Here is a 24016-nt window from a genome sequence, read left to right as displayed (position 1 = left end):
TGGAGGCATGAGCCATGCACCAATCGAATCTAGTGCTTCTTCAAGGAGGCCCGGACGACCTTCCTCAAGTCTGGGCGTTGCCACCCGGAGGATGCGGAGAGCCGGTCAAGATATTGCGTCACAATGCCTACGAGCACTTCGAGTTCACGCACGAGTACCGCACCCTGCACGGTGAAACAATGCCTGTTTACCGTTGGACCTACCGCACCTACATCGCCGAGTGATGCGGATGCACCGAGCCATTCGGGACAGCCGCAGATGGTGACTTGGTGACTCGCATCGGGCACATCACCGCAGTTCAACGCCCTTCCTCGCGGTTTCAGCGCCACCGCCGTATGTGGAATCACTCCTTTCCGATCCACTCGACGCGACAATGCGGCACGGAAGCGGTGTACGTCGAGACCGAGGGCCGCTGCGGCCTCCTCCCCGGCCAGCAGCAGGTTGAGGGGCGGCAGACGCCCAACGGGATCGCCGTCCCGAGCAGGACCGCGCCCATCGGTATCCACACCACGGTCCAGGTGGTGCCGGCCAGAATCGCCGATACCACTGCCTGTTCGGCACGGCCACCCGGGCTCTGGGCGCCCGTTGTGTGCATCGCGACTCCGCCCTGTCCGACACAGCGAACTCGTCGACCGGGTCCCAACGTTCTTCATCGCCGGAGCGGAAATCCAAGCGGCGAGGACAGTGGAGCGCCCCGCTCTGGCAAGTGCTGGCCTGCGCACCTGCCTCACTGACACCCGCCGCGTTGCCCGACTCCTGGACCACGGCAGGCAGACCGCCGGCATCCGGTGCGGGCCTCGCATCGTCCCGACGCAGAGCATCCGCCGAGCCACAGCCGGCCCGCGGGTTCGGATCAGGCGGCCGGCTCCAGACGGACGCAGCACCGGCCGGGGCCAGGCGCCAGGCACGCCTCATACCCGCCGTCGCCCAGCCCCTGAAGGACACCGCGCAGCAGGCGGAGGTTCATGCCGCACACCGTCTCGGTGTGCTCACGGGCCAGCGTGTGGAAGGGACAGTTGGCGAGAACAATCGCGTCGCCTTCGAGCCGTGGCTCGAACCCGTACCGCTCCAGCAGGTCGAGGACACCAGCACAGTCCTGCTTGCCCAGATCGTTGCCCAGGTCCTGGGCCCTGCGGTGCAGCACGGTCCGCGCCGGCTCACCGGTCGCCTCGGATTCCTCCACGGCCTGGGCGAGCAGCCGACCGGCGAGCTCGTAGCGCCGGTCCGGCAGGCTGACGTACACCTGCTTCGCCGAGCGCCGGTAGAGCTTGGCCGGCCTGCCCGCACCCGGTCCTGAGCGCCCGCTGCGCCGCTCGTAGACGACGTCGAGCAGCGATTCGTCGGCCAGCCGGTCCAGGTGGAATGCCGCGGTCTGCCGCGCCAGGCCGAGAGCCGCCGCCGCCTCGTCCCGGCTGACCGGGCCCGGCTGGCGCACCACATGGTCGTACAGCCTCCTGCGCGTCGGCTCGTCCAGAGCGGCGACGGCGGAGACATCAGCGTCTTGCGCTTCCTTCGGGTGGTCCACGAAGACCAGTGTAAAACCCACAGCCATTGACTAAAGAGAGAACACGGTGCTTCTATCGTTAATGAGAGTTGTCGATAGAAGGAGGGCGCCATGTCGTCCGCAACCAACACCACCGCCGCGACCGCCCGGCGGCCTGCGCTCACCGACCCGGGCTACCAGGCGTTCCTGATCCTGCGCACCGGATTCACCCTTGCCCCGATCCTGTTCGGCCTGGACAAGTTCACCAACCTGCTCGTGGACTGGCCGACCTACCTCGCGCCGTGGATCAACGGCCTCGTTCCGGGCAGCGCCCAGGCCGCCATGTACGCAGTGGGTGTGATCGAGATCGTGGCAGGCATCGCCGTCGCCCTGGCCCCGCGCTTCGGAGGCTGGCTGGTAGCCGGATGGCTCGCCGGCATCATCGTCAACCTGCTGACCATCCCGGGCCACTACGACATTGCTCTGCGCGACTTCGGACTGCTCCTCGGCGCAGTCGCGCTCGCCAGACTCGCCGAGCGCTACCACCGCAAGCAGCAGTCACTGTGAAGATCCACGGCCGCGCCGAACGCACCTGGCGGGTGAGCGCCACACGGCACCACCCGCCCCGTGCCGTTCTCCACGGCCGGGAGCGCCTCGGGGTCGAGACGGATGGTCACCGACCTGAGCATTGGGGCCTCAGCGTGATGTGGTTCTTTGAGGAGGGCCGGTGACCGACAACGGTGCGCCCTCATCGCCCGGCCCTGACATGCTCGGCCACCTGCCTGCCGTGCGAAGCAGGGCGCCGTCGAAGTGCCGGCGGGTGAGGCGCAGGCCGATGCCGCTGGGCACAGTGGCCCGGCTCATCATGGCGCCGGAAATGTTGGCCAGCGCCGGCTTGGTCTTGCCCTGCCGCACCCAGATCACCGCGTTCGTGATCTCCGGCAGTTCGGTGGCGATCGGGGACAGCAACAGCGCGGTGACCGTCGCGGACAGGCCCAGCATCGGGCCGATGACGTCCAGCTGCTTCACGAAGGAGTGGGCAGCGAAGCCGACGGCAGGCCCCCGCTTGGTGCCGGACTTCGTCGTACTCGGCACAGACTGAGTCCTGAGCGGCCCCGTTACCGCGGTTCGGGGTCCTCGACCGCGTACGGCACGAAGGTGCTGCTGTTCTCGTCGACCGCGAGGGGCAGTCCCAGTGGGGGCACGGCCCGCTGCGGGCAGTCCAGGCGTTCGCAGATGCGGCAGCCCATGCCGATCGGGGTGGCGGCGGAGGCGTTGTCCAGGTTGAGTCCGGTGGAGTAGACGAGCCGGGAGGCGTGCCGGATCTCGCAGCCGAGGCCGATGGCGAAGGTCTTGCCAGGTTCTCCCCATCCGCCACGATGGCGGGTGACAGTGCGCGCGGTCCACAGATACCGCCGGCCGTCCGGCATGGCCGCGATCTGGACGTGGATGCGGCCGGGTGCGGCGAACGCCTCGTAGACATTCCACAGCGGGCAGGTGCCGCCCGCCCGGGAGAAGTGGAAACCGGTGGCGGACTGACGCTTGGACATATTGCCCGCGCGGTCCACCCGTACGAAAGAGAACGGGACTCCGCGAATGCGGGGCCGCTGGAGGGTGCTCAGTCGGTGGCATACGGTCTCGTAGCCGAGTCCGAAACGGTCGGTGAGACGCTCGACGTCGTAGCGCACCTCCTCCGCGGCTCTATGGAAGGCGCGGTACGGCAGGATCAGCGCGGCGGCGAAGTAGTTGGCGACGCCGATCCGGGCCAGCGACCAGGTGGCGGAGTCCTCCTCGTAATCTTCCGAGGCCAGACGGGACAGCTCCTCGCTGTACTCGAGCAGGGCAATCTGGGTGGCCATCCGGAACGCCTGCTGGCCCGGGCGCAGCCTGCTCGACAGATGCAGGACCCGGGTCGCCGGGTCGTAGCGGTGCAGCCGGTCGCCGTCCGGGCCGTCGGTGACCAGGCGCAGGCCGTGCCGGTCGGTGAGCCGGGCTGCGAGTGCCCGCAGCACCTCGCCGGGCCGGATGCCGAGCTCCGAGGCCAGGTCCTCGGCGGCGAGGTCCGCGTCGTGCACATAGTTCTGCCGCCGGTAGAAGAACTCGCGGATCTCCTCGTGCGGGGTGCGCGGCGCAGCCGCACCGGCTACGCCGACACGGCCTTCGGAGGCCTCTGCGAGCTGCTCGGTCAATCCCTGGTTGCGTCGCCCCAGGTCGAGCAGGACCGTGGCGACAGCGGGCAGTCGGGAGGCGAGTTCCGACAGGTCGGAGGGGGAGATCCGGGCGCTCGCGACCTCGTCGGCGAGCGCTTCCCGCAGGTCGGCCAGGACCCGGCTGGTGTCGCGCTCGGAGAAGAAGCCGGGGTCCACGCCGAACGCCTCGGTCAGCCGCAGCAGCACAGGCACGGTCAACGGCCGTGAGTCGTGCTCCATCTGGTTCAGATAGCTCGGGGAGATGGCCAGCACCCGTGCCAGCTCCGCCTGGCTGAGCCTGCGCTCCTCACGCAGCCGCCGCAGCCGCGCCCCCGCGTAGGTCTTGCTCACCCTTCACTCCCGTCCGGCCTTCCCCTGATCAGGGTCGATCTACTCGCGAGTACGACTGTGAGTCTAGGCGCGCGACAGTGACTCCAACCTTCGCAAGATTGGCAAAACGCCAGGGGAAGACTCGCAGAGGTTGGCAAGTCGCCAAGGTTGATGGCACCGAGTGCCACTGCAAGAGTCTTAATGCGGCCCGCCGGACACGACAGCCGAGCCGGAACTCCGAGCGCGATTTCAAGCCCTGACGTCGTGTATCTGGGTTGCTGGCCCGGCGATCCGGGCGCATTGCTCACCGCTCCACCCACCCGGACGGCGGCGGGCCGCATCAGTAGCACGTCACTCAGTGACATGCCTTACGCACACTTCACAAAAACCGTGTGTTTTCACGCGACCCGGGAGACGGTCATGGCGCAGACAGGGACGACGACGGCGACGGCCGAAGAGCTGGCACAGCGGTGGGCGACGGACCCGCGGTGGAAGGGCATAGAACGCACCTACGCCGCGGAGGAGGTCGTGAGGCTGTCGGGCAGTGTCCGTGAGGAGCACACCCTGGCACGGCGTGGCGCCGAGCGGCTGTGGCGGCAGCTGCATGAGCAGGACTACATCCACGCGCTGGGCGCCCTCACCGGCGGCCAGGCAGTGCAGCAGGTCAAGGCCGGGCTGCAGGCCATCTACCTCTCCGGCTGGCAGGTCGCCGCCGATGCCAACCAGGCCGGCCACACCTACCCCGACCAAAGCCTCTACCCGGTCAACTCGGTGCCGCAGGTGGTCCGTCGGATCAACAACGCGCTGCTGCGCGCCGACCAGATCGCGACCGCCGAGGGCGGCGCGACCGGTTCGGACGAGGGCACGGACTGGCTGGCGCCGATCGTCGCCGACGCCGAGGCCGGCTTCGGCGGCCCGCTCAACGCCTTCGAACTGACCAAGGCGATGATCGCCGCGGGTGCGGCCGGCATCCACTACGAGGACCAGCTCGCCTCCGAGAAGAAGTGCGGCCACCTCGGCGGCAAGGTCCTCGTCCCCACCGCCCAGCACATCCGCACCCTCAACGCGGCCCGCCTCGCTGCCGACATCGCCGATGTCCCCACCGTCATCGTCGCCCGCACGGACGCCCTCGCCGCGAACCTGCTCACCAGCGACGTCGACGAGCGCGACGCTCGGTTCGTCACCGGAGAGCGCACCGCCGAGGGCTTTTACCGGGTGCGGAGCGGCATGGCCCCGGTCATCGCCCGCGGCCTCGCCTACGCCCCGTACGCCGATCTGATCTGGGTGGAGACCGGCACGCCGGACCTGGCGCAGGCCCGCGAGTTCGCCGAGGCGATCCATGCCCAATACCCGGACCAGATGCTGGCGTACAACTGCTCGCCGTCCTTCAACTGGAAGGCCGCCCTGGACGACGACCAGATCGCGAAGTTCCAGCGGGAGCTGGGCGCGATGGGCTACCGCTTCCAGTTCATCACTCTGGCCGGCTTCCACTCGCTCAACCACGGCATGTTCGACCTGGCCCGCGGTTACGCCGAGCACGGGATGACCGCCTATGTCGACCTGCAGGAGCGCGAGTTCGCCGCCCAGGAGCACGGCTTCACCGCGGTCAAGCACCAGCGCGAGGTCGGCACCGGCTACTTCGACCTGATCTCCACCGCCGTCAACCCCGCTTCCTCGACGACTGCGCTGACCGGCTCCACCGAGGAAGAGCAGTTCCACTAAGCATCACCGGGAAGGGCGAGCCGGGACCCAGCCCCGGCTCGCCCCTCCCCGTCCAGTCAGCCCGTGTCCAGGCCAGGGCCGGACGTCCGTCTCCGTCCGGTCCTCACCGCTCCGCTGAGGAGACCTGCATGTCAACCACTGCTCTGACCAGCCCAGTCCAGGTCCTCGGCGCACCGGGTGACCGCCACGACGAGATCCTCACCCCTACAGCTCTGGACTTCATCGGCCGCCTCGACGCGGCCTTCGCAGGCCGACGCTTCGAACTCCTCGCCGAGCGGCGCCGCCGCGCCGAGCGACTCGCCTCCGGCACCCCGCTCGACTTCTCGCGCGCCACCCCGGCCGTCCGCACCGCCACCGACTGGCGGGTCGCTCCGCCCGCGCCGGGCCTGACCGACCGCCGGGTGGAGATCACCGGCCCGCCCGAGCGTCGGATGACCATCAACGCCCTCAACTCCGGCGCACAGGTGTGGATGGCCGACTTCGAGGACGCCACGTCGCCGACCTGGGACAACATCATCGGCGGCCAGCTGAACCTGCTCGACGCCATCGACCGGCGTATCGACTTCACCACGCCCGGGGGCAAGGAGTACCGGCTCGGCGACGACCTGGCGACCATCATGGTCCGCCCACGGGGCTGGCACCTCACGGAGAAGCACCTCGTCATCGACGGCCGCCCCGTCCCGGCCTCGCTCGTCGACTTCGGGCTGTACTTCTTCCACTGCGCCGAGCGGCAGATCGACGCCGGCCGCGGCCCGTACTTCTACCTCCCCAAGCTGGAGAACCACTACGAAGCCCGCCTGTGGAACGACGTTTTCGTGCTCGCCCAGGAACTCCTCGGCATCCCGCGCGGGACCATCCGCGCCACCGTCCTCATCGAGACGATCACCGCCGCCTTCGAGATGGAGGAGATCCTCCACGAGCTCCGCGAACACAGTGCGGGTCTCAACGCGGGCCGCTGGGACTATCTCTTCAGCCTGATCAAGAACTTCGCGCACCGCCCCGACTTCGTCCTCCCGGACAGGGCGAAGGTCACCATGACCGCGCCGTTCATGCGCGCCTACACCGAACTGCTCGTGCACACCTGCCACAAGCGCGGCGCCCACGCCATCGGAGGCATGGCCGCCCACGTCCCCAGCCGCGAAGCGCAGGCCAACGAGGCGGCGCTCGCCAAGGTACGGCTCGACAAGGAACGCGAGGCCGAGGACGGCTTCGACGGCTCCTGGGTCGCCCACCCGGGTCTGGTCCCCGTCTGCCGTGAAGTCTTCGACAGCGTGCTGGGCGACCGGCCCCACCAGATCGAGCGCACCCGCGACGACGTCCACGTCACCGCCGCAGACCTCGTCGCGGTCCGCCGCACCGCCGGCCCGCCCGCCCCCGAGGGCGTCCGCGCCAACATCGCCGTCGCCCTGCGCTACTTCGACGCGTGGCTGCGCGGCAGCGGAGCCGTCGCCCTGTACGGGCTCATGGAGGACGCGGCCACCGCCGAGATCGCCCGCTGCCAGATCTGGCAGTGGATACGCCACGGCGCAGTCGAGCGCGACACCGTGGTCGAGCTGCTGGACGACGAGACAGCAGCCCTGGGGGCGGAGTATCCATGGGCCAGAGTGGACGAAGTCCGAGCTGTCTTCGAACGCACGGCACTGGCACGGGACTTGCCGGCGTTCTTCACCCCCGACGCCTACGTCCGCCACCTCGTCCGCCGATCGGAAGTGCAGTCATGAACGGGTCCATCACAAGGATCGGCGTGGTCGGCGGCGGCCAGATGGGGGCCGGCATCGCAGAGGTCTGCGCCCGCGCAGGGCTCGACACGGTGATCTGCGAGGCAGATGCCACCGCGGCCCGCGGAGCCAGGGAGCGTGTGACCACCTCCCTCGAACGCGCTGTCCAGCGCGGCAAACTGGACCGTATCTCCGCCGAGGACGCCCTTGCCCGCCTCGTCTTCACCGGCAGCCTCGACGACCTGGCAGACCGGCAACTCGTCGTCGAAGCCGTCGTCGAGAACACCGACGCCAAGACCGAAATATTCGCCGCTCTGGACAAGACAATCGAGGATCCGGAGGCGATTCTGGCCACCAACACCTCGTCGATCCCGATCATGCGCCTGGGCATGGCTACACACCGCGCCGACCGGGTTCTGGGGCTGCACTTCTTCAACCCCGTGCCCGTCCTGCCACTGGTGGAGGTTGTCGCATCCCTCCACACCGCACCGGAGACCGTCACAGCCGTCGAGGACTTCGCCCGCGACGCCCTTGGCAAGACCACGATCCGTTCCCAGGACCGGGCCGGGTTCGTCGTCAACGCCCTGCTGATCCCGTACCTCCTCTCCGCGATCCGCATGGCCGAGTCCGGCTTCGCCACCGCTGCCGACGTGGACGCCGGTATGGAATTGGGCTGTGCCCACCCGATGGGCCCGCTCAAGCTCGCCGACCTGATCGGCCTGGACACTGTCGCGGCCATCGCGGAGTCGTTGTACGAGGAGTTCAAAGAACCCCTGTACGCCCCGCCGCCGCTGTTGCAGCGAATGGTGGAGGCGGGGCTGCTCGGCCGTAAGACGGGCCGGGGATTCCACACCTACGACCGGGGCTGAGGGGCCCGGGTTACCGCCGGGGCTGAGGGGCCCGGGCTGCTGTGGAGCGGGCGCGGAGCAAAGGATGAGGTTGCTCCGCGCCCGTTGGCGTGCCGTCCCCGATGTGTCGGCCGCCTTACCCGCCGCCACTGAGATGGCCACCCTGCTCGGCAAGGGACTGCAGGCTCTCCCCTCGGGGCGGCTGTGGGTCAATCCGGACTGCGACCTGAAGACCCGCGGCCGGCCCGAAGTCCGCGCATCGTTGGAGAACCTGGTCGCAGCCGCCCGGCAAGTGCCCTCGCTTCCGCCCAGCCCTTCCTGAGGAGGCGGTCTTCAGGGCGCTTCCCGGCCTGGCGGGATTGCCGGGTGAGGGGGGCGCCCGGGTACCGGTCAGAGGCTGTGCTTGAAGCCTTTGCCAGTGCGGGCGAGAGGGTCGGCAGGCAGGGAGAGGAAACGAGCCCGCAGCGCGTCCCAGGCGGCAAGTCGGGCGTGTCCCTGATTTCCTGGCGGTCGGTGAGGAAGGGGTCGGGCAGCAGGACGAATGAACTCGGTAGAAGCTCCCATTTACCCAGGGTCATCTGCTTACCCAGGTCTTCTGCATGATTGTTCGGCGGGCGGTGAACCTCCGACGGCCCATGGACGTCTAACACTTCGACGTTCGCTCTTCGCTCTCGGGAAGGGCGGACAGCATGCAGCAGGCATGGACCAGCCTTATCGCCGTGTGCAAGCCCCATCGTCAATCAGCTCTATCGGAAGGACACGGAACGCATGGCGACGTTCGATCCGATCACCCGTCGACTCCGGCGACTTTTCTCGGTCCTGGACACCGACGTTGACGGCTTCGTCACGTGGGGTGACTACCAGCGGATCGTGGACAAGTACATGACCGGCTATGCGTTGGCGAGGAGCGACGACAGGATCAAGTCATTGGAGAAGGCGTACTGGGCGCAATGGCTGGGACTCCTGACGCAGGCGAACCCCGGGCAGGACCGTCTGTCCCAGGACGAGTTCGTCGCGGCGCACCGCGCTGCGGGTGACAGCACGAATGCGTCCCACCTGCTGGAGGACATTGCCCAGGCCATCTTCAATGTCCTGGACGTCGACGGCGACAAGCGGATCAACAGGGACGAGTTCGCCCGGTACCTGGCCTTCTGCGAGATCCCCAGCGCTGACGCCACGATCATCTTCCAGCGGCTGGACCTGGACGGCGACGCCTTCATCTCCCAGCGAGAGGTCGCCAGGTCGCTCCGCGCATTCCACCTCTACAACGACGACCTCAACACGCCAGGCGGCATCTTCCTCGGCGTCACTGAGCAGAGGTCGGGCGCCTGATCGTGGGCTGAGCCGGGCCGCACCGACAGACCCAAGCGCAGGGCCAGGACGGCCTGTCCGTAACCAGATCGCGTCCAGGACCGGGACTCTGGGTGCCGACGCAAGGACAAAGCGCCCGAATTCTGGCGTGACCGCAGATTACACAGCACCGCGGACCCCCTCGCGAATGATCCAAGGTTTTATGAATTCACGATTCCGTGTACCGTTGGCAGGGTGCTGACCATCGCCCCGGAGGCTGAGGTGCTCGCGCGCTTCGGCCGCGCTCTCGCCGACCCCATCCGCTGCCAGCTACTGCTGGCTCTCCGAGCCGCCCCCGCCTACCCGTCCGATCTGGCCGACCAGATCGGCGTCTCCCGGACCCGTCTGTCCAACCACCTGGCGTGCTTGCGGGACTGCGGCCTGGTCGTGGCTGTCCCCGACGGCCGACGCACCCGCTACGAACTCGCCGACCCGCGCCTTGGTCACGCACTCGACGACCTGCGCACCGCGGTCGTCGCCGTCGAGACCGACCGCACTTGCGGCGATGCCGAGACCAAGGGCTGCTGCTGAGATGGCCTCGATATCCCTCGGCCCGACACCGGCCCGCCGCGACGCACTGGCCCGGCGGATACAACTGCTGGTCGTGGCGACGATCACCTACAACGTCATCGAAGCAGTCGTTGCGATCACCGCCGGGACGATCGCCTCCTCCACCGCGCTGATCGGCTTCGGCCTGGACTCCGTCATCGAAGTCTCCTCCGCCGCGGCGGTCGCCTGGCAGTTCTCCGCCCGCGACCACGCGCTGCGCGAGGCGCGGGAGAAAACCGCGCTGCGGATCACCGCCGTCTCCTTCTTCGCCCTCGCCGCCTACGTCACAGTCGACGCCGCACGAGCCCTGACCGGCACCGGCGAGGCCGACCGCTCCATCCCCGGCATCGTGATCGCCGCACTCTCCCTGGTGGTCATGCCGTTCATGTCCGCCGCCCAGCGCAAGGCCGGACGGGAACTCGGCTCCGCCAGCGCGATCGCGGACTCCAAGCAAACCCTGCTGTGCACCTACCTGTCCGCGGTCCTGCTGGTCGGCCTGGTCCTCAACGCCACACTCGACTGGTCCTGGGCCGACCCGATCGCCGCCCTCGTGATCGCGGCCATTGCCGTCAAGGAAGGCCGCGACGCCTGGCAGGGCAAAGGCTGCTGCGCACCCACCGCCCACACCGCTCCGGCCGTCGCGGAGTCGGACGCGTGTGGCTGCCGCCCCGGCTGCGACTGCTGCTGAGCCGGTACGGCACAAGGCTCCACCCTGAACGTAGAGGTGGAGCCTTCGCCATCAGCGGGCACCGACTTCACGGCCGGCTCCGCCGCCGAAACCGAAGCCGGCCTTGGCGACCGGGATGATGGTGACGCCCTCGCTGACCACGAGTTCGCCATAGACGGCGGTTACGAAGGCGCGGCCGCCCAGCTTCTCGGCAAGGAGCTCCAGCTGGGTGACGGAAGTCTGGGCTGCGGTCATGTCTCCCGGCGGATGGGGGTTTGCATTCTCGGCGTCGGTCATGGGGTGCCTCCTCGTACCGGCTGCGCGGTCGCACAGGTCGGCTGTCTTGTTCATCCAGTCCGACAGATGCGGCCGCATCGCCTCGGCGACCCGGGGGTCGAGGGGGGTGGTGGCGTTGTAGTCCAGATAGACCGGTTCACCCTGCAGCCCGGGGTGCGCGGGGATCATGCGGCGGCCCCCCTGTCCACGGGCAGCTCGGCCAGCCGCCACTCCAGCATCCCGTCGCTCAGCCGGACCGCCCTGCGGCCGCGCTCATGCAACAGGCGCACGGCGTCGTAGGCGAGAACGCAGTAGGCGCCCCGGCAGTACGCGACCACCTCGGCGTCGTCCGGCAACTCGGCGATCCGCTCGGCGAGTTCCTCGACCGGAATGGAGAGTGCGCCGGGGATGTGCCCTGCGGCGTACTCCTCGGCTGGGCGGACATCAAGGACGACAACCTCGCCCGCCCGCGCGCGAGCCAGCAGCTCTTCTCGGCCCACCTCCGCTGCCTCGCCCGGGTCGCCGAGGTAGGCGGTACGGGCAGCCTCGACGCCCGCCTGATGAGTCTGGGCCACCTGCCGCAGTAGTGCGTAGAGGGCGGCGACGTCCTCCCCGGCCAGCCGGTAGTGGATGCGTACCCCTTCGCGGCGGGTGGCCACGAGCCCGGCCTGCTTGAGGGTCTGCAGATGCGCCGAGGCGGTGGTCAGATTCAGCCCAGCAGCCTTCGCCAGAGCGTCGACCGTGCGCTCGCCCTGAGCGAGCAGATCGAGCAGTTCCAAACGCTTTCCGCTGGCCAGAGCCTTACCGGTGTGCGCGAAGGCGTCGTACAGCGCTGACTTGCACGCGGCATCTCCCATGGCATCCTCCATAGATCCATGGAATATTGTATCTGTGGGCAGGTGCTGTGACCACTCAGCCCCTACCGTGACACCTGGAGGACCTGATGGGCTTCGCCGACGATCACCTGATACCGCTGATCGACGAGGGTCTTGGCAACAGCGCCTACCTCGTCGACCTCGGCGACGGCCGGGCCCTGGCCGTGGACGCGAGCCGGGACCTGCGCGCCCTGCGCACCGTCGCCGAGCGGCGCGGGCTGACGGTCGCCTTCGCCGCCGACACCCACCTGCACGCCGACTTCCTCACCGGCGCGCTCCAGCTCGCCGCCGACGGCGCAGCAGTGCTGGCCTCCGTCGCCGGACGCCGCGCGTTCCCGCACAGCGCGCTCGCCGACGGCGACGAGACCGACCTGGGCGGCCTGACCCTGCGGGCGCTGGCCACCCCCGGCCACACCGACGAGCACCTGTCCTACCTCCTCCTGGACGGCTCCCGCGAGTTGGGCGTGTTCACCGGCGGCTCGCTGATCGTCGGATCCGCCGCCCGTACGGATCTGCTCGGCGCCGACCGCGCGGAGGAACTGGCCCGCGCCCAGTACCGCTCGCTCAAGCGGCTGGCCGAACTCCCGGACACGACAGCGGTGTGGCCGACTCATGGCGAGGGATCCTTCTGCTCCGCGCCGCCCGGCGCCGAGCGGACCACCACCATCGGCGCCCAGAAGCGGGCCAATGCGTTGCTCGCCGCGCCCGACGAAGCCACCTTCGTACGGCAGTTGATCGGCAGCCTCGGCTCCTACCCCGCGTACTTCGACCGGCTGAGCGAGATCAACCGACGCGGACCCGGGGTCCTTGCCACCGCTCCCGCCCTTGCCCCTCTCACTGTGGCCGAGGTGCGTACCCTGCTCGGCCAGGGCGCTCAGCTCGTCGACGTACGACCGATGGTGGACTTCGCAGGCGGCCATATCCCCGGCGCCGTCTCCATCCCGCTCCGCGACCAGTTCGCCACCTGGCTGGGCTGGCTGCTGCCCGACGACTCCCCGATCGTGTTCCTCGCCGGACCCGGGCAGGACCTCGCCGAAGTCACGTGGCAGGCTGTGAAGATCGGTTACGAGCGGCTGGCCGGCCATCTCAACGGCGGTATGGCTGCCTGGATCTCTGGTGGCGGGCCGCAGCAGACCATCGAACTGCTCACCGCCGACCGCATCGCAGGCCGACCCGTGCTGGACATCCGGCAGACGGCGGAGCACACCGCGGGTCACATCGCAGGCGCGGTCCACATCGAGCTCGGCGACCTTCCCCTACGTACTGCGGACGCACCGCACGACGCGGTGGTCGCCTGCGGGCACGGCGAACGCGCCATGACCGCCGCCAGCCTCCTTCAGCGTGCCGGCCACCAGGATCTCGCCGTCCTCGACGGCGGACCAAACGACTGGTCCAAGGCCACCGGCAGCCCCCTGGAGAAGACCGCGTGACCACCCACACCACCGGCGAGGCCAGCTCCGGCATACGGCTCGGACTACGCGCCAACCTCGCCCAGTTCACCCTGCTCGTCGCCGTCAACGCCCTGGTCGGCGGCGTGCTCGGCCAGGAACGCACCGTCCTGCCGCTGCTCGCCGACGACGTCTTCCACCTGTCCGCCTACACCTCCGCCCTCACCTACATCGTGGCCTTCGGCGCCACCAAGGCCGTCACCAACTTCTTCGCCGGGACCTGGTCGGACCGCTACGGCCGCAAACCGGTCCTCATCGCCGGATGGCTGATCGCCCTGCCGATTCCCGCCATGCTGGCCTGGGGCCCTTCCTGGGGCTGGATCATCGCCGCCAACATTCTGCTCGGCATGAACCAGGGCATGACCTGGTCCACCACGGTCATCATGAAGATCGACCTGGTCGGCCCGGAACGACGCGGCCTGGCCATGGGCTTCAACGAGGCCGCCGGATACGTCGCCGTGGCCGCAACCGCCATGGCAACCGGCGCGATAGCCGACCACGCCGGACTGCGCCCCGAGCCGTTCCTCCTCGGCGCCGCCTACGTCGTCCTGGCCCTGGGCCTGTCCACCCTCGTGGTACGCGAGACCCGCGACCACGCCCGCTTCGAAGCCGCGCGCCACAACTCCCCCACTGACGGGGTCCACGACGGAGATCTGACCACGGGCCAGATCGCCCGCCTCACCAGCCTGAGCGACAAAGCCCTTTCCGCCGCTAGCCAGGCCGGCCTGGTCAACAACCTCAACGACGCCCTGGCGTGGGGCATCTTCCCGCTGCTGTTCGCCGCCCACGATCTGTCCATCGCGCAGATCGGCGTCCTTGCCGCCCTCTACCCCGCCGTCTGGGGCGCGGGCCAGATGCTCACCGGCTGGTGGTCCGACCACATCGGCCGCAAACACCTCATCACCACCGGAATGATGCTGCAGGCCGCAGCCATCGCCCTCGTCGCCGCAGGCACCACCTTCGGCGTCTGGGCCGCAGCCCAGATCCTCCTCGGCATCGGCACCGCCCTGGTCTACCCCACCCTGCTCGCCGTCATCGGCGACGTCGCCCACCCCGCCTGGCGCGCCCGCGCCGTCGGCGTCTACCGCCTGTGGCGCGACGGCGGCTTCGCCGTCGGAGCCCTCCTCGCCGGAGCCCTCGCCGACGCCTACAGCCTGACCACCGCCATCTGGGCCATTGCCGCCCTCACCGCCGCATCCGGCCTCCTCGTCGCGGTCCGCATGTACGAGACCCACCCGCGGACCTGACCTGGCCCGTTCCCCGGAAGCGGCGGAATACTGCCCCTCGCCGATCCCAAGCAGGCATTTCACCAGTACGTGGACCAGCGCGGGAAGCCGAAGGGGCGACCAAGAGCAGGTGCTCCAATGGCCGTTTCCGCAGGCCAGACGTCTGTCGCCGGGCTATCGTGTCGACCGCGTCCGTCGACTGCCCATCCAAGGCATTCGCAGCTCTCTCCTGCCCACAGGGGAACCGACGGAATGTGCCGGACTGCAGATCGGTCTCCGCGCGCCGGTCGCCCTCGGGCTCGGCTGTCGGCTGTCGGCTGTCGGCTGTTCGAGTACGCGACCGAGGTCCCGACGCTAAGCATCGTGGAGACCTGGCCGTTCCACTCAGGGATCGCACTTCTGCCCTACCAGACGGCATAGCAGGCGGCATCAGGCCAACGTTCGACGGCCGGGGAGTCGCCCTGATCACCGGCAGTCCACCGCCTAATCTGCCAGAACCGACGCCTCACCATGAAAGGAACATCCCGTGCCTTCTCGACTCAACCCGTACATCAGCTTCGACGGCGACGCCCGGCAAGCCATGGAGTTCTACAAGGGGATCTTCGGCGGCACCCTGACGGTGAACACATTCGGTGACTTCGGCGAGAAGGAGGCCGGAGACGCCGCCGACAAGATCATGCACAGCATGCTCGAGACCGACAGCGGCTTCACGCTCATGGGCGCAGACACCCCGCCGGGGATGGAGCACAAGCCCGGGAACAACATCTCCGTGAGCGTGAGCGGGGAGGACGCCGACGAACTGCGCGGCTACTGGGACAAACTCTCCGGCGACGGCACGGTCTCGGTCCCGCTGGAGAAGCAGATGTGGGGCGACGTCTTCGGCATGTGTACGGACCGCTTCGGCATCACCTGGCTGGTCAACATCAGCGAGCAGCAGGCCTGAACGGGCAGCGGCGCGCCGGCCCCACCCCCAAGGTGGCTGGCGCGTCACTCGCGGCGCCGGTCCGGCCTGACCCGTCTTCAGCAGGTCGGAGCGGATATCAGGTGTAGCCGCGCGGTCTCTGTCGGCGGACTGGCCCCGTACCACCGCGACCCGCGCACCGGTGACCTCGCCTCGATCAGCACCGCCGATACGATCAACCGGGGCACGCTGGCCAGCTGCCCCAACGAAGTCCTCGCCGACAGAAGGCGAACTCGTAGTAGAGCCAGCAGGACTTCGCGCGCCGTACCGCCCCAGGCCGACCCGGCAGCCTTGCCCGGCCAGATGGGTTTCCGGTTCGACCAGGCCGTGATCCGCATCCCCATGGCTGGGTCCGCCTGAGTCCGCCCGCGCACCGTCGTCACGGACACGTACCGCAATACTTCCCTGATCGCCACCTTGCGGGAACGCTGGTCGCTCGGGTCGCCGCTGACCGCCCGACAGGCGCGACGGCTCCCAGCGTCGCGCCTGTCCCTTCCCGAACCACCCCCGGGCTCAGAAGGACTGGCCCGAGGTCACGCCACGGCCGGCGCCCCGGCTGGCCGGCACCCTCGTCCCGCTGGACAAACCGCTCCCGCCGCTGGGCCAGTATCTGCTGGGCGTCGCCATCGCGCTGGACACCAAGTACACCGGGCACATACGTGATCTTGCCCCCAGGACCGCGACCGGCCGCCAAGCCAACGACTACATGGACGACCGGACCGCCAGGATCTACCTCGGCCTTGCCACACACCCCTCATGACGAGAAACCGGCCATCTGCCCGGGGCGGCTGTCGGCCCCGAGACTGATCGGATGCGGGAATTGCCGCGAGGAGAAGACCAGTCGTGCCCCCTGGGTGCCCAATCGGTCGGAGGCGAGGGGGACCACGGGGAACGGGAGTGACAGCACCACGGCACCACAGGCCATCGCAGCTCAGCAGGCATCCACGTACGGCGTCTTCCCAACTGGTACTCCACGACCTGATGCCGTCCATGCGGTCGGCACATGGCATCAGTGCCCGGAGGTACGGCTTCCGGGCGTCACCCGCCGCCGATGCCCTGCGGGTCGGCCGTGCGTGCCATGGCGCGGCGGCGGGGGTCGGTGAACTGGCGTTCCACCGCCTCCTCGAGGAACTCGAGCTCCATGCGGACCGCCGGCAGATGCTCGGCCGACAGGGTCTCGAGCAGGCCGTCCAGCAGCGCGCGCAGCCGTCTGCAGATCTGGAGGGATGTCGACCCGTACTCACGGATCTCGGTGACACCGACCTGGAGGTACTCCTCCCACGTGCGCCCCGGCACCACGAGGCGCTGCCGGCCGTGGTCGTCGGCGAGCACGTAGCTGCTGCGGAGTCCGATACGGCCGACCGTGTGCAGGAAGGCCTCAATGGGGTTGAGCACCTGAACGGCGGTCGTGGGGTCGTTGACGGCGGGCGAGAGCGCACGGATGGCGATGTCGACGAGGATACGCAGGGCAAAGGGGGTCCTGTTCGATGGTCCGCTCCGCGCCGAGGGCGACGTGTCCGGTCACCCCGCGCGGATCGAGCGCCGACGTGTCGCCATGGGCCTCGACGAGGGTCGCGCCGGGCGCCACGAAGTCGCCGACCGGGTGGACCATCACGAAGACGCAGTCATGGCGGGTGGCGGCGGCCATCAGCCCCGCCGCGTCGATTGCCTGGAGCACTCCGCCACGCTCGGACCGCATGTGCGTCACCGGACCGGCCGGCGGCAAGGGTTGACCGGCGCGCGCCGCTGCCGCGGAGCCCCGGACTTCCGCGGCTCCGTGGCTCCGTGGCTACGTGGCTCCGTGGCTCCGTGGCTCAGGAGGATCTGCGATCCGGTGGCGAGCACCAGCGTCAAAGCGATGCCGAGGAGGATCTCGTCGTCCGTCACAGCCGCTTCCCTCCTCGATCGCCGGGCGACAGGTGGGAGTCAACCGGCTTTGTCGGAGCACCGCGCGCTTCCTTCGTGGAATACCGGGATCGGCCACCGGGTCGGCCCACGCCTCCGCGCCGATGTCCCGGCCGACGGTCCGTGCCCGATCCCGGAGTCCGCCCCGGATCAGGCATCGTCGCCCCATCGCCACTTCGCAGGTCCGTGCCGCTGAGTCTCCACAACTCGCCGCTCCCGGACTGGTGACTTGAGTCGATCACTCGGGAAGGTACGCCGATCGCGTGCATGCTGAGACCGGTCCACAGGTTCTGAGCATGGCTCCCGCTCCGGACGTGGTTGAGTCGTCGGCATGAGTAAGAGTGACGTCGCGGCTCTGTTCGGCAACCGTTTCCTGACCGCGCCCGCTCCCTCGGAGAAATTCCCCGAGGAGGGCATGACCGCGACGGACGCCATGAGGCTGCTGGATGAGGACCTCGTCATGGAGGGCGACCCGCAGCGCAACCTCGCCACGTTTGTCACCACCTGGATGGAGCCGGAGGCGCAACGGATCATCGCCGAGAACCTCCACCGCAACTTCATCGACCACGCGGAGTACCCCATCTCCGCCGAGATCGAGCGGCGCTGCGTGCGCATGCTCGCCGACCTCTTCCACGCGCCGGGCAAGACCATCGGATGTCGGACCCAGGGCTCGTCCGAGGCGATCATGCTCGGCGCGCTGTCGCTGAAGTGGAAGTGGCGGGAGCGCCGCCAAGCGGCCAACTTGTCTGTCGACCGGCCCAACCTGGTCTTCGGCGGCGACGTCCACGTCGTGTGGGAGAAGTTCTGCCGCTACTTCGACGTCGAGCCGCGGATCGTGCCGCTCGCCGAGGACAAGTACACGATCGGCCCGGAGGACGTGGAGCCCCACCTCGACGAGAACACGATCGGCGTCGTCGCCGTCCTCGGCACCACGTTCACCGGCCACAAGGACGACGTCGTCGGGATCGACAAGCTCCTGCGGGACATCCGCAAGGAGCGCGACCTCGACATCCCGATCCACGTTGACGGCGCCAGCGGCGGCTTCGTGTGGCCCTTCCTCTACCCGGACTCGAAATGGGACTTCCGGCTCGAGCAGGTCCGCTCGATCAACGTCTCGGGACACAAGTACGGCCTGGTCTACCCCGGCATCGGCTGGCTGGTCTTCCGCGAGGAGTCCGACCTGGCCGAGAACCTCGTGTTCTACGAGAACTACTTGGGCAAGACCGACGCGACGTTCACGCTGAACTTCTCGACCGGCGCGTCGATGGTGCTCGCCCAGTACTACAACTTCGTGCGGCTGGGTCGCCAAGGCTACACCTACGTCATGGAGACGATGCAGAAGAACGCCGGCGCATTGGCGGACAACCTGCGGAGCAGCGGCCACTTCGAAGTGATCGGCAGCGACCTCGAACAGCTGCCACTGGTCGCTTTCCGCCTCGCCGGCAAGCACGCCTACGACGAGTCCGACATCGCCTGGCAGCTCTCTGCTGAGCGCGGCTGGATGGTGCCGTCCTACACGCTCCCGCCCAACGCCGAGCGGGTGAAAATCCTGCGTGCCCTGGTCAAGGAGACCCTGAGCCGCGAGCAGATCGAGCGCCTGACCCAGGACATCGCCGACGCGTGTAGCACCTTGGACCACAAGGGTGCGACCACCGAGGTCGAGCGGGCCCAGGTCCACCGCGGCACCGGCTACTGACGCCCGCAACCACCGCCTCCAGGTACAGCCTGCCGCCGGGCTCGCGGGCCTGACAGCCGACCACGGCGCGCGTCTGATCATCGTCAACGCCGAACCCACACCGTACGACGACCGAGCCGACGAGGTGGTCCCCGAGCCCATCGGCACCGCCCTGCCCGAGCTCCTTTCGCTCAACTCGCCAAGCGCTCCCGCTTCGAAGTTCACGTGTGCGTGTACATCCATAACTGCCTTACGACTCCGGCATCCCCGACTACCACGGGCCGAACGGCCTGTGGCGGCGCGACCCGGAAGCCGAGAAGCTGGTCACGTACGGCTACTGCATGGCCGACCCGGAGATCCGCCGCCGGTCCTGGCGCATGCGGCGCGACAGCGCGACCTGGCGTGCCGAGCCCAATGCGCTACCGAGGACGTTGCCGCCGAGGCAGCCGCACTACGGCGGAGTGCTGGGACTCCGACATGCCGCACCGTGGAGAAGGCAACAAGCAAGCCCGGCATGCCGCAGAAGAAGGCGGCAATCTGGAGCTGCGAGCCAGGGTGAGCGAGCACCCAGGCCGCGACGCTGCCCTGCTGTATCAGCGTCAGCCCGGACGGGCACCCCACGTTCGTTCTCCGGCACGCCGACCGGGAGGGGAACGTGGTGCTCGGTCACATCTACGGTCGCCATAACGTCACCAACGCCATCGCCGCAGCGCGGCCAGCCCTACGTCAACGGTTGAGGCAGTTCGTCATCGCATTGTTTCTGCCGACTGAGGGGCAGTGTTCAATCGATGACGGTGTTGGTCACGGTCGCGTCTGCAGGCGCCCGTACCGCGTTCAGCACGATGGCCGCCACCGACTCCGGCCGCAGGAACTGCTCCGGGCGGTACTCGTGGCCCGCCCGTTCGGCTGCCTTCCGCTGCAGCTCGGTGTCGGTCGGGCCCGGGTGGATCGAAGTCACTCGGACTCCGTTGGACTTCTCTTCGGTCTGAAGGGCGTCCGCGAACGCTCGCAACGCGTATTTGCTGGCGGCATAGGGACCACGGTTCGACTTGATCCGGAGTCCGGATCCCGCGTTGATCAGAACCACGTGTCCTCGACCGTGGCGGAGCGATGGCAGGAGCAACCGAGTGAGTTCGGCGGCCGAGAAGAGGTTGACCGCGAAGATTCGCTGCCACACGTCCAGTGAGGCATCGGCGATCGTGCCGGGCTCGGCGACGGCGGCATTGTGCACGAGCACGTCGAGACGGTCGATATCCCCCGTGGCCTGGGCGAGTTGGCCGGGGTGTGCCAGATCGGCCACCCATGGACGGGCCCTTCCTGGCAGGTCGCGCGCGAGCACCTCGAGTGACCGGGCATCGCGGCCGCCGAGGAGCACATCGTATGTGGGCGCAAGTGCGCGGGCGATGGCCGCCCCGATGCCGCGGGAGGCTCCTGTCACGAGTGCGCGCGGTCGTGGAGTTGTCATGGCGTAGTACCTCGCGGAACGGGCCGGAAGGTGACCGGCAGGCTTGTCAGTCCACGCATGAACCGGCTGTGTCCCCAGGTCAGTTCGGAGGGATCGACAGCGAGGGCAAGTTCGTCGCAGCGTTCCAGGAGGGCGAGGAGTGCGATCGCGCCTTCTACTTTGCCGAGCGGCGCGCCCAGACAGTGGTGGATCCCGTGCCCGAACGCGAGGTGTCCTCGGCTGTCGCGGAGGATGTCGAACCGGTCGGGCTCGGCGAAGCGGTCCGGATCCCGGTTGCCGGCGCCGTAGGACAGCAGTACAGCCTCTCCGCCCCCGGGAACGGTAACGTCTCCGATCTGCATGTCGCAGGTCGTGATCCGCAGTACGGGCGCCATTTTGATGGGGCCGTTGTAGCGCAGGATTTCCTCGATCGCCTGCCCCATGAGGTGCGGGTCCTTCCGGAGCATGTCCAGCTGCCCGGGGTGCTCCAGCAGTGCCAGTACCCCACTGCCGATGAGATTCGCGGTCGTCTCGAATCCGGCCACCAGGAGGAGGAAGGACATGCTGATCACCTCGTCCTCCTTGATATCGGCCTCGAGGAGTCGTCCCAGCAGGTCGTCGGAGCCGGTGGGTGACTCCCTCTTCGCTCTCAGGAGTCCGCTGAGGTAGTCCCGCATCTCGGAGGCGGCATGAGGCATGCGGCTGTGGTCGCCCTCGCTCATCTCGACGTAGACGCCCGCAAGCCGCGCGAAGGTGTCCCGTCCCTCGGCAGGCACGCCCAGCACTTCCGAAATGACCGTGAGCGGCAGACGCTTCGCGAAGTCGGTGATGACATCGAAGCGTCCCAGCGGAAGGAACCGGGAAATGAGATCGTTCGTGATCTCCTGGATGCGTGGACGCAGGGCTTCGATGCGGCCCGGGGTGAACTCACCTGCCACCAGTGCACGAAGCCTGGTGTGGTCCGGAGGGTCGCAGCGGAGCATGTTGCGCGTGACGGTGTAGGTCTCGGTGGCGAAAGCCCACGGAGCAGACTGCACGGCCCTGTTACCGCGCCGCGGATCGTTGCTCAACTGTGGATCCTTGCTCGCTGCCCGGATGTCCTCATGGCGCGTGACGAGCCACACGGGAACACCGGCGAACATCACGCGCCGTACAGGCCCTTCGGCCCGCAGCTGCGCGAGCAGCGGATACGGGGCGTTGACGTAATTCTTCTGCTCCATGAGATCGGTGGCACCGTCGGGGGCCATACGCTCGGGTGGCATGCGGAAGTTGACGGTGTTGTCGGCCTGTTCTGAATTCACGGGCCCTCCATGTACCGCGGAGTCTGTGTCCGGCGGACTCGTGCATGAGCGGGCAGGGCCAGGCGCACTGGCAACGCGTCACAATGCGGGTTCGAGGGATCAGAGGTACGTGGGGTCCAGGCGCCCCACGAGTGATAGATGCTGCGGTTCCGGCGCTCCAGGTAACAAATGAGATTGACTGGCCACCCGGTATTGGCGAAGGCATACTTGTCCATCCGCGTCGGGTGCTCGCTCAGCGGTAGCCCTTTGCCGCCCGGTGAGTCGATGTTGTGCCAGTCGGGATGCAGGTGTATGGACCCGAGGATGTCAAGCTCGTCGACTTCGGCGTCCCGCATGATACGAAGCAGGTCGGTGGAATCGCACCAGTATCCGCGATGGGGGTTTTTATAAGCCGTTCCGAAACAGGGCACTATGGATTCGGAGAACTCCCCCAGGGCCGCACTGTCGGTGGCCCGGACATTACGGCCGAACTCGACGCGCTCGATGCGTGCATTTTCGCCACGCATGGAGCCGACCAGCACACCGAAGCACGAGTAGGGGAAGCCCGGCCTGATCGCTTCATAGACACGAACAGCGGCGTCGAGGAACGTGGAGCAAGGGGCACTCTCCACGAAGACATGCACGCTGTCCGCGTGTTCATTGGGATCACTACCGTTCATCACGATCAGCGCTCCCCACGTATGACAGGAACAGACGTGAAACCGCGTAGCCGCCCGAACCGCTGACAAGGGGGCTGTGCCGGCGCGAGATCCGGAAGACGGTGCCGCAGCCGCCGGAGCAGCATCGACATCTCCAGGTACACCAGTTCGGCGCCCAGGCAGTAGTGCGCACCTCCGCCGAAGCTCAGGTGACGTGGGCCGTCGCGCCCCGGCCTGAACTCATCCGGCTGTGAGAACACTCCGGGATCCCGGTTGGCGGCACCCAGCACCGGCCAGACCTGTGCCCCCGCCGGTATCGTCACTCCGCTGAAGACCACCGCTTTCGTGGGGACTCGGGGGGCGGGGGTGAACTGTACGGGCGCGTCGTAGCGGAGCACCTCATCGACGAACAGCCGGGCGCGGACGGGGTCGTCGAGGAAGACCGCCCGGTCCGGGTGGCGCATCATCAGAACGACCCCGGTCTCGATCCCCGCAGCTATCTGCGGGTACCCGGCGACCATGAGTCCGGTGAGAACACTGATCAGTTCGTCATGAGGCAGAGCCTCAGGGCAGTCGGTGTGCGCACGGACGAGTTCGGACATCAGATCATCGCCAGGTGCGCGGCGCCGGCGAACCACTTCCCCCTGGAGGTAGTCGGTGAGCAGCCGCATCGCCGCAGCACCAGCACGGTCCTGTCCGGGCAAGGGCCCAGAGGTGGGAAAGATGTCGGCGACGAGCATCGACACAAGGTCTCGATCACCCGGGAACAACCCGAGCAAGTGCATGATCGTGTCGCGGGGAAATGCCTCGGCAAGTGCGGTCATGTCGGCCTCCCCGTTATGGAGGGTCTCGACCACAGGTTCGAGCAGTTGGTCGCAGAGCCTGCTGAGCCACGGCTGCTGACGTCGCACATGCTCGACAAATCGCCTGGCCACCGCGGTACGCATTCTGGTGTGCCGGGGTGGGTTCTGTGAGCTCATGACACGCGACAGAACAGGCGTCGGATGGTGCACTGTCCGGCCGGAGGGCCCGTGGCCGCCCGGCGCCCGAAAGCACTCCCGTTCGACCAGAACACGCTGACAGTCCGTGTAACGGGTCAGCACGTAGGAGCCGGTCCGGAACAGGTACACCGGTTCCGTCTCACGCAGTCGTTCATACACGGGATACGGGTCGCCGGCGTGAACATCTGCAAGGGCGTCAGTGGAGCCGATGGTTCCCATGGCATCAACCCCTCGCGGTGACGGTAGTTGTGGCCCGTCCAGTCCTTTCCTTGTCCATGGGGCGGAGGTGCCCCTTGAAGGTGGAACGGAGATCTCGCGTCAACTCACCACCATTGACCACTCCAATCGGGTGATGTGCGACTTGGGGCACAACCGGATTACTCCGAACGGGTGAGTCGTTTCTCGTCCGC

At 68.1% G+C, this 24016-nt stretch carries 23 protein-coding genes and 2 pseudogenes; 14 read left to right on the top strand and 11 right to left on the bottom strand.

Annotated features, from left to right (window positions below; genetic code table 11):
- Positions 1 to 14 precede the first annotated feature (14 nt).
- Positions 15 to 224, top strand: a complete 210-nt coding sequence (locus tag ACH492_RS27675) for a DUF5988 family protein (protein WP_398990386.1) — start codon at positions 15 to 17, stop codon at positions 222 to 224.
- A 629-nt stretch (positions 225 to 853) separates the two neighbouring features.
- Here ACH492_RS27675 and ACH492_RS27670 read toward each other — a convergent pair.
- Positions 854 to 1552: a helix-turn-helix transcriptional regulator gene (locus ACH492_RS27670; protein ID WP_398990385.1), complete on the bottom strand. Its 699-nt coding sequence runs from the start codon at positions 1550 to 1552 to the stop codon at positions 854 to 856.
- 63 nt (positions 1553 to 1615) lie between these two features.
- Between ACH492_RS27670 and ACH492_RS27665 the strand changes: the two genes are divergently transcribed.
- Entirely contained in the window at positions 1616 to 2050 is a 435-nt protein-coding gene (locus tag ACH492_RS27665) for a hypothetical protein (protein WP_398990384.1), read from the top strand.
- A 129-nt stretch (positions 2051 to 2179) separates the two neighbouring features.
- Here the strand turns inward: ACH492_RS27665 and ACH492_RS27660 are convergent, their stop codons facing one another.
- Both ACH492_RS27660 and ACH492_RS27655 read right to left on the bottom strand, forming a co-directional pair.
- Positions 2180 to 2578 (bottom strand): hypothetical protein, encoded by a 399-nt coding sequence (locus tag ACH492_RS27660; protein ID WP_398990383.1) that lies wholly within the window; start codon positions 2576 to 2578, stop codon positions 2180 to 2182.
- A 23-nt stretch (positions 2579 to 2601) separates the two neighbouring features.
- Complete coding sequence (locus tag ACH492_RS27655) at positions 2602 to 4023, bottom strand: short-chain fatty acyl-CoA regulator family protein (protein ID WP_398990382.1); 1422 nt, start codon at positions 4021 to 4023, stop codon at positions 2602 to 2604.
- A gap of 399 nt (positions 4024 to 4422) precedes the next feature.
- Between ACH492_RS27655 and aceA the strand changes: the two genes are divergently transcribed.
- The 7 genes and pseudogenes from aceA to ACH492_RS27620 all read left to right on the top strand — a co-directional run bounded on the left by aceA (position 4423) and on the right by ACH492_RS27620 (position 10877).
- Positions 4423 to 5724: an isocitrate lyase gene (aceA, locus tag ACH492_RS27650; protein ID WP_398990381.1), complete on the top strand. Its 1302-nt coding sequence runs from the start codon at positions 4423 to 4425 to the stop codon at positions 5722 to 5724.
- Between the two features lie 128 nt (positions 5725 to 5852).
- Complete coding sequence (aceB, locus tag ACH492_RS27645; RefSeq protein ID WP_398990380.1) at positions 5853 to 7445, top strand: malate synthase A; 1593 nt, start codon at positions 5853 to 5855, stop codon at positions 7443 to 7445.
- The gene (locus tag ACH492_RS27640; RefSeq protein WP_398990379.1) at positions 7442 to 8311 is read left to right on the top strand and encodes a 3-hydroxybutyryl-CoA dehydrogenase; all 870 of its coding nucleotides are present in this window, start codon (positions 7442 to 7444) and stop codon (positions 8309 to 8311) included. Before aceB ends, ACH492_RS27640 begins: the two co-directional genes overlap by 4 nt.
- Before the next feature lie 106 nt (positions 8312 to 8417).
- Positions 8418 to 8612 (top strand): annotated as a pseudogene (locus ACH492_RS27635) (hypothetical protein); the annotation flags it as partial.
- Between the two features lie 446 nt (positions 8613 to 9058).
- Positions 9059 to 9622 carry an EF-hand domain-containing protein gene (locus ACH492_RS27630; protein ID WP_398990378.1) on the top strand — a complete coding sequence of 188 codons (564 nt, stop codon included), beginning with the start codon at positions 9059 to 9061 and terminating at the stop codon, positions 9620 to 9622.
- Positions 9623 to 9835: 213 nt separating this feature from the next.
- On the top strand, positions 9836 to 10171 hold the full coding sequence (locus ACH492_RS27625) for an ArsR/SmtB family transcription factor (protein WP_398990377.1): 336 nt from the start codon (positions 9836 to 9838) through the stop codon (positions 10169 to 10171).
- 1 nt (position 10172) lies between these two features.
- Positions 10173 to 10877: a cation transporter gene (locus ACH492_RS27620; protein WP_398990376.1), complete on the top strand. Its 705-nt coding sequence runs from the start codon at positions 10173 to 10175 to the stop codon at positions 10875 to 10877.
- 51 nt (positions 10878 to 10928) lie between these two features.
- Here the strand turns inward: ACH492_RS27620 and ACH492_RS27615 are convergent, their stop codons facing one another.
- Together ACH492_RS27615 and ACH492_RS27610 are read right to left on the bottom strand one after the other, a co-directional pair.
- Positions 10929 to 11321: a hypothetical protein gene (locus ACH492_RS27615; protein ID WP_398990375.1), complete on the bottom strand. Its 393-nt coding sequence runs from the start codon at positions 11319 to 11321 to the stop codon at positions 10929 to 10931.
- Entirely contained in the window at positions 11318 to 11989 is a 672-nt protein-coding gene (locus ACH492_RS27610) for an ArsR/SmtB family transcription factor (RefSeq protein WP_398990374.1), read from the bottom strand. Before ACH492_RS27610 ends, ACH492_RS27615 begins: the two co-directional genes overlap by 4 nt.
- Positions 11990 to 12075: 86 nt before the next feature.
- Here ACH492_RS27610 and ACH492_RS27605 point away from each other — a divergent pair, with 86 nt between their 5' ends.
- The 3 genes from ACH492_RS27605 (at position 12076) to ACH492_RS27595 (ending at position 15624) form a co-directional block, all read left to right on the top strand.
- The gene (locus tag ACH492_RS27605; protein ID WP_398990373.1) at positions 12076 to 13437 is read left to right on the top strand and encodes a rhodanese-like domain-containing protein; all 1362 of its coding nucleotides are present in this window, start codon (positions 12076 to 12078) and stop codon (positions 13435 to 13437) included.
- Positions 13434 to 14702, top strand: a complete 1269-nt coding sequence (locus ACH492_RS27600) for an MFS transporter (RefSeq protein WP_398990372.1) — start codon at positions 13434 to 13436, stop codon at positions 14700 to 14702. The genes ACH492_RS27605 and ACH492_RS27600 overlap by 4 nt, the downstream gene beginning before the upstream one ends.
- A gap of 505 nt (positions 14703 to 15207) precedes the next feature.
- Positions 15208 to 15624 carry a VOC family protein gene (locus tag ACH492_RS27595; RefSeq protein ID WP_398990371.1) on the top strand — a complete coding sequence of 139 codons (417 nt, stop codon included), beginning with the start codon at positions 15208 to 15210 and terminating at the stop codon, positions 15622 to 15624.
- Between the two features lie 1056 nt (positions 15625 to 16680).
- On the opposite strand, the gene ACH492_RS27590 is transcribed toward ACH492_RS27595, so the two are convergent.
- Together ACH492_RS27590 and ACH492_RS27585 are read right to left on the bottom strand one after the other, a co-directional pair.
- Complete coding sequence (locus ACH492_RS27590) at positions 16681 to 17085, bottom strand: DUF2254 family protein (protein ID WP_398990505.1); 405 nt, start codon at positions 17083 to 17085, stop codon at positions 16681 to 16683.
- Positions 17021 to 17341 carry a DUF2254 family protein gene (locus tag ACH492_RS27585; protein WP_398990370.1) on the bottom strand — a complete coding sequence of 107 codons (321 nt, stop codon included), beginning with the start codon at positions 17339 to 17341 and terminating at the stop codon, positions 17021 to 17023. The genes ACH492_RS27590 and ACH492_RS27585 overlap by 65 nt, the downstream gene beginning before the upstream one ends.
- Positions 17342 to 17878: 537 nt before the next feature.
- Between ACH492_RS27585 and ACH492_RS27580 the strand changes: the two genes are divergently transcribed.
- Complete coding sequence (locus ACH492_RS27580; protein ID WP_398990369.1) at positions 17879 to 19243, top strand: glutamate decarboxylase; 1365 nt, start codon at positions 17879 to 17881, stop codon at positions 19241 to 19243.
- A 10-nt stretch (positions 19244 to 19253) separates the two neighbouring features.
- Positions 19254 to 19409, top strand: a pseudogene (locus ACH492_RS27575) (NAD-dependent deacetylase); the annotation flags it as partial.
- Between the two features lie 594 nt (positions 19410 to 20003).
- Here ACH492_RS27575 and ACH492_RS27570 read toward each other — a convergent pair.
- Genes ACH492_RS27570 through ACH492_RS27555 form a run of 4 tightly spaced genes read right to left on the bottom strand, consistent with a single transcriptional unit; the run spans position 20004 to position 23429 of the window.
- A complete protein-coding gene (locus ACH492_RS27570; RefSeq protein WP_398990368.1) occupies positions 20004 to 20687 on the bottom strand; it encodes an SDR family oxidoreductase in 684 nt (227 codons plus the stop codon).
- On the bottom strand, positions 20684 to 21967 hold the full coding sequence (locus ACH492_RS27565) for a cytochrome P450 (RefSeq protein ID WP_398990367.1): 1284 nt from the start codon (positions 21965 to 21967) through the stop codon (positions 20684 to 20686). Before ACH492_RS27565 ends, ACH492_RS27570 begins: the two co-directional genes overlap by 4 nt.
- On the bottom strand, positions 21964 to 22626 hold the full coding sequence (locus ACH492_RS27560) for a hypothetical protein (protein WP_398990366.1): 663 nt from the start codon (positions 22624 to 22626) through the stop codon (positions 21964 to 21966). Before ACH492_RS27560 ends, ACH492_RS27565 begins: the two co-directional genes overlap by 4 nt.
- A gap of 5 nt (positions 22627 to 22631) precedes the next feature.
- A complete protein-coding gene (locus ACH492_RS27555; RefSeq protein ID WP_398990365.1) occupies positions 22632 to 23429 on the bottom strand; it encodes a cytochrome P450 in 798 nt (265 codons plus the stop codon).
- Between the last annotated feature and the right edge of the window lie 587 nt (positions 23430 to 24016).

The organism is Streptomyces sp. NPDC019443, assembly GCF_044389785.1.
Classification (GTDB): domain Bacteria; phylum Actinomycetota; class Actinomycetes; order Streptomycetales; family Streptomycetaceae; genus Streptomyces.
This window is presented reverse-complemented; position numbering and strand designations above follow the sequence as displayed.